Genomic DNA, 4,494 nt, shown 5'->3' with positions numbered 1-4,494 from the left:
TTCGCTGGATAGGAGTAGCGGTCACGTGGCATGGCCAGCACCTCGTCGGTGTGTAAACCGTAAATCGCCCAAACCAGCAAGAACGACTTGTGGGAAGCCTCGCCGTTTACGGCGAGGAGGATGTCACCGACAACATCCCCGTCCACGAGGTGGACGCCTTCCTCATCATCGCTGGAATGGGCGGCGGTTCGGGAAGCGGCGGAGCGCCCGTCGTGGCGAAACATCTGAAGCGAATCTACACCGAACCCGTCTACGGGCTGGGTATCCTGCCCGGCGGCGACGAAGGGGGCATCTACACGCTCAACGCGGCACGTTCGTTCCAGACGTTCGTCCGCGAAGTGGACAACTTGATGGTGTTCGACAACGACGCGTGGCGCCAATCCGGCGAAAGCATGGAGGGCGGCTACGCGGAGATCAACGAGGAGATCGTCACCCGCTTCGGCATCCTGTTCGGTGCCGGTGAGGTCGGTGGCGGCGACGACGTGGCCGAAAGCGTCGTCGACTCCAGCGAGATCATCAACACGCTCGCCGGTGGCGGCGTCTCCACCATCGGCTACGCCGCGGAGGAAGTCGAGATGCAGAACTCCGGCGGTCTTCTCTCCCGCTTCACCGGCGGCAGTGGCGGACAGGCCAAGGACACGGCACACACGACCAACCGAATCACGAGCCTCGTCCGCAAAGCGGCGCTCGGCCGGTTGACCATGCCCTGTGAGATTCAGGGAACGGAGCGCGCCCTCCTCGTCATGAGCGGGCCGTCCCCTCACCTGAATCGGAAAGGTATCGAGCGCGGTCGCAAGTGGCTCGAAGAGCAGACCGGTAGCATGGAAGTCCGTGGCGGTGACTACCCCGTCAACGAGCCCAGCGTCGCCAGCGTCGTCCTGCTCTCGGGAATCACGAACGTTCCACGAATCAAGGAACTCCAGCAGGTCGCCATCGAAGCTCAAGACAACATCGACGACATTCAACAAGAGAGCCAGACGAACCTCGAAAACCTCGTCGAGGATGATGAAGATGAACTCGACCCGTTGTTCTAAGCTATTCGCCCTCCTCCTCGTCGCCACGCTCGCCCTCTCGGCAGTCACACCTGCCACGGCGATTTCGACGAAGGGGAAGGACGTCCCGAGCGACGCGAAAGTCGGCGACTCCGTCACCGCGACGATGACGCTGACCGACCTCTACAGCAACTACGAGGAGTGGACGCTCCACGGGAAAACCGAACTGACCGACGTGACGTGGACCGTCACGACGTACGACCAAGCGGGCAACCAGAAGGCCAAAAAATCCTACGACGGCCGGACGTTCAACCACTCGCTCGCGCTCGACAGCGACGCGAGCAAAGCGGTCGTGAAGGTGTCCGGTACGGTGCCCGAAGTCGAGAACTTCTCGTACGACCCCCAACAGGCGTTCACGTTCGCAAAACTCAGCCAGACCCGAAAGGGCGGCAACACCGAGGAGATAGAAACGTGGACGGCGAACTACCACACCGAGGACAGCAAGAACGCCCGTAACGCCATCGCGGCCGCACAGGACGCTATCGACGACGCGTCCTCGGGTGCGAACACGGAGGATGCGAAGAGTTCCCTCAACGACGCCATCTCGGCGTACAACGGGGAGAACTTCGACCTCGCCGCTAACCTCGCCGACAAGGCCAAAAAGAGCGCCAACTCGGCATCGGACAAGGCACAGCAGTCGGAACAACAGAACAAGCTGCTCATGTACGGTGGAATCGCAGTTCTCGTCATCATCATCATCGGCGGTGCTGGGTTCTGGTACCGTTCCCAGCAGCAGAACAACTACCGTCTGCGCTGACGGCGGCACACAGTTAGACCTCTTTTGTCGTCCCCGTTTTCGCAACCACTTAACACGCCGACCGAGTACTTCCGTCCATGCAAGTAGTGGTGCCGTTCGCTGCGGGCGAACCGAAGACGAGACTCGCCGGGACGCTGTCGGCCGACGAGCGCCGCGAGTTCGCGCTGGTGATGCTCGAAGACGTTCTCGGGACGATTCGTGCGACCGGTCGGAGCCCACGAGTGCTCACGACCCGCGAAATCGATATCGATGCACCACTCTCAATCGACACTCGCCCGCTGACGCCCGCGGTGAACGCGGTACTTGCCGAATCGGTCGAATCAAAGGAGCGGGATTCCACGGCAATCGTGATGGCCGACCTCGCGTTGGCGACCCCGGATGCCCTCGAACGCCTCTTCTCGGCCGACGACGACGTCGTCCTCGCGCCGGGCCGTGGTGGGGGGACGAACGCGCTCGTCGCCCGCCATCCCGACTTTCGGGTGGATTATCACGGCACCTCGTATCTCGACCACGTCGAAATCGCGGCGGCGGCGAACGCGTCAGTCACCGAACTCGACTCCCATCGGCTCGCGACGGACGTGGACGAACCGGACGACCTCGCGGAAGTGCTGTTGCACGGCGACGGTGCCGCCAGCGATTGGCTCGAAGACGCCGGGTTCTCGCTCTCGGTGACGAGCGGTCGCGTGACGGTCACGCGGTAGGAAAAACCTGGAAAACGAACGATCAGACCGCCAGCCGAACCCAGCCGAGCCACGGGATTCGAATCTTCGCTTTGGCGACGATCCACGAGGATTCGACGGGACTGCTGATCGGCCCGCCGATTCCCCGGTAAACCTGGTCGTACTCGCCGTTGTGGTCGCCCTTGGTGATGAACCCGGCGTGCGGCGCGGGACAGTTCGGAAGCTCCTTGCAGTTGTCCGCGCTTCCGATGAACTTCTGATCCGCCCTATCGTACCAGTTCTCGTTCTTTTGCACCCAGAACCGAGCACGATGGATGATCGGTGTCTCCCCGGTCGCGCCGTCCGGCCGATAGATGATCACGTCCCCGTAGCTATGGAACGACCGATAGCCCGACCCCTTCCCCGCGCGATACGGCACGACACCCGTGTCGCCATACGACCCGTCCCCGACGAATCGACCCTTCTCTATCACGACGATGAGGTCGCCCTTCTCCATGTGCGGTTGCATGCTGCCGCTCTCAACGGCGACCATGGGCGGCCACACACCCGTGATCGCAAACAGGAGGGCACCGATGGCGACGAGCCACAGTAACGTCTTCAGTAGGTCGCGGAACAAGGGAACGGGCTCCTCGTCGGTCGTTCGAAACCAGTGGAGTAGTTCCTTCGGCCCGGCATCGCTTGGCGGGGACATCTACCGGTTCGTATTTTGTATCGTTGCTTGAAACTTCGGATTCGGGTAGTGGGGGATTCGTTTCCGACCCGAAGCTCCAAACCCTTTTACCCCTCCTTCCGTAGCCCACGGTATGATTCCGGGGGCCGAAGAGTACGACATCGACATCACTTTCGACGAAGCGGAAATCGACCGACTGCTCGCCGTCACCCCGGCGGACGCGTCGCCCGCCGACGCGCTGACCTACGCGAAGAACGTCTTCGTTCCGCTGACGACGGCGTGTCGCTACACCTGCACGTACTGCACCTACTTCGACGCGCCGGGGCAGGCGTCCCTGCTGTCCCCCGAGGAGGTGCGGGACATCCTCGAAACCGGCGTCGATGCGGGCTGTACCGAGGCGCTGTTCACCTTCGGCGACGACCCCGACGACCGCTACACGCGGATTCACGAGCAGTTGGACGAGTGGGGCCACGACTCGATTCACTCCTACCTCAGGGAGGTGTGCGAACTCGCGCTGGACGTGGGTCTGCTTCCTCACTCGAATCCGGGCGATCAGACCCGCGAGCAGATGGAACTCGTCGCGGACGTGAACGCCAGCATGGGCGTGATGTTGGAGACGACGGCGGACGTGGACGCACACGCCGGGCCGCGCCGGAAGAATCCGGGCCAGCGACTCGCCACGATTCGCAACGCGGGCGAACTCGGGATGCCGTTCACGACCGGACTGCTCGTCGGCATCGGCGAGGTGTGGCGCGACAGGGCCGAGAGCCTGTTGGCGATTCGGGAACTGCACGAACGGTACGGGCACGTTCAAGAGATCATCGTTCAGAACGTCGTCCCGAACGAACGCTCGCGGTTCGAGCAACCGTCGGTCGAAACGATGCGCCGGGTCGTGGCGATGGCGCGGGTGGCGCTTCCTGACGAGATTTCGGTGCAGGTGCCGCCGAACCTCTCGCCGACGCGGGAACTGCTCGACTGCGGCGTGGACGATTTGGGCGGCGTCTCACCCGTCACGGACGATTACATCAATCCGGACTACGAATGGCCCGCCCTGCGCGAACTGGAGGACATCGCGGAATCGGCGGGCGTTCCGCTCCACGAGCGTCTCCCGGTGTACGAACGATACGTCGCGGACGACTGGATCTCGAACCGAATTCGGACGGAAATCGACGCGAATACCGACGCCGGTCGGCGATACCGGGACGTTTTGGAGCGCTGATTCGGGCGGAACGGATCGCCAGTCGAGAATCGTCAGTCGAGGAGCGGCGTGCCGTCCGCACACGGGCCGAGCGTCGGGCCGAACGGCGGGTCGTCGGGGTCGATTTCGCGTATCTG

General features: G+C 63.0%; 4 protein-coding genes and 1 pseudogene. 4 read left to right on the top strand and 1 reads right to left on the bottom strand.

The genetic code is table 11. The features are described 5' to 3' along the window. Positions 1 to 62 precede the first annotated feature (62 nt). The 3 genes and pseudogenes from WBV42_RS20965 to cofC form a co-directional block, all read left to right on the top strand. Positions 63 to 1,034 (top strand): annotated as a pseudogene (locus WBV42_RS20965) (tubulin/FtsZ family protein); the annotation flags it as partial. Next, on the top strand, positions 1,012 to 1,809 hold the full coding sequence (locus tag WBV42_RS20960) for a hypothetical protein (RefSeq protein ID WP_423987760.1): 798 nt from the start codon (positions 1,012 to 1,014) through the stop codon (positions 1,807 to 1,809). The pseudogene WBV42_RS20965 and the gene WBV42_RS20960, both read left to right, overlap by 23 nt. Before the next feature lie 77 nt (positions 1,810 to 1,886). Further along, the gene (cofC, locus tag WBV42_RS20955; RefSeq protein WP_423987759.1) at positions 1,887 to 2,510 is read left to right on the top strand and encodes a 2-phospho-L-lactate guanylyltransferase; all 624 of its coding nucleotides are present in this window, start codon (positions 1,887 to 1,889) and stop codon (positions 2,508 to 2,510) included. A 22-nt stretch (positions 2,511 to 2,532) separates the two neighbouring features. Here cofC and WBV42_RS20950 read toward each other — a convergent pair whose 3' ends face one another. Continuing rightward, positions 2,533 to 3,180, bottom strand: coding sequence for a S26 family signal peptidase (locus WBV42_RS20950; protein ID WP_423987758.1), 648 nt, complete (start codon positions 3,178 to 3,180; stop codon positions 2,533 to 2,535). 112 nt (positions 3,181 to 3,292) lie between these two features. Here WBV42_RS20950 and cofG point away from each other — a divergent pair, with 112 nt between their 5' ends. Then, a complete protein-coding gene (gene cofG / locus WBV42_RS20945) occupies positions 3,293 to 4,378 on the top strand; it encodes a 7,8-didemethyl-8-hydroxy-5-deazariboflavin synthase subunit CofG (protein WP_423987757.1) in 1,086 nt (361 codons plus the stop codon). The last annotated feature ends 116 nt before the right edge of the window (positions 4,379 to 4,494 follow it).

Source organism: Haladaptatus sp. (assembly GCF_049589095.1).
Lineage (GTDB): Archaea > Halobacteriota > Halobacteria > Halobacteriales > Haladaptataceae > Haladaptatus.
This window is presented reverse-complemented; position numbering and strand designations above follow the sequence as displayed.